Raw genomic sequence first — 1,015 nt, forward strand, 5'->3', positions numbered from 1 at the left:
CTTACGCCATTGCCCGGTTGTCACGCCTTTTGCGGTGAGACTTTGCAAAAGTCCCGCCAAGTCCATTCCTTCGGAACTGGACAGGCAACGGCGTAAGTTCGCCTCTCGTTGTACGACATAGTAAAACCGAACCAAACAAAATGAAAGTCAGAGAAGAAAAGTTAAGAACAATTATAGAATGGTCGGAGAAAAACGAAGATGTAAGAGTTCTTCTTCTGACAAGTTCACTTGTAAATCCTTTAGCACTTGTTGACGAATTTAGTGATTTAGACATTGAATTTGTTTTTGAGGATAATACAAATTACATTTCAGACAAAAGCTGGACGCTTAAATTCGGAAATCCAATTGCTATGATTGAAGAAGACGAAAGTTGTTTTAACCATAAACACGCAATGAAAATGCTACTTTATGAAGACGGTGTGAAAGTAGATTTTAAACTTTACAGCAAATCAAAATTTATAAAGGAAACGCAAGAGAAAGAATTACCAGAAGATTGGGATATTGGTTATAAAATTTTAATTGATAAAGATGGTATTACAAAGCAAATGCTGAAACCAACTTATCAAATTTCCATTATCAAAAAACCGTCTGAAAAAGAGTTTCAAAATCTAATAAACGATTTTTGGTGGGACACAACTTACGTGGCAAAGTGTCTTGTGAGAGATGAAATATTCTATGCGAAATTTATGTCGGAAACCGTTATTCGCACAGAATATTTAATTCCTTTAATTGAATGGCACATTGCAAGTGAACACAATTGGAACATAACGACCAATAAATATGGACGACTTTTCAAAAAGTATCTTAACCAGGAAATGTGGGCTAAAACAGAACAAACATTTTCAGGGAGCAATATAAAGGAAAATTGGACTGCTCTATTTTCAATGACTGATTTAGTTTCAGAAATAGGAACTGAATTGTCAAAAAAATTAGAGTACAAATACCCGGATAAATTAGAAAATGACATACGAAAATATTTAGCTGGACTAAAACCCAAAACATAACTACGTCGTAC

The 1,015-nt window shown here is 34.5% G+C and carries 1 protein-coding gene; it reads left to right on the forward strand.

From position 1 onward, the window contains the following. Nucleotides 1–140: 140 nt before the first annotated feature. Complete coding sequence (locus RH98_RS15015; protein ID WP_010257826.1) at nt 141–1,004, forward strand: AadS family aminoglycoside 6-adenylyltransferase; 864 nt, start codon at nt 141–143, stop codon at nt 1,002–1,004. Nucleotides 1,005–1,015 lie beyond the last annotated feature (11 nt).

It is taken from the genome of Myroides injenensis M09-0166, from assembly GCF_000246945.1.
GTDB lineage: Bacteria > Bacteroidota > Bacteroidia > Flavobacteriales > Flavobacteriaceae > Flavobacterium > Flavobacterium injenense.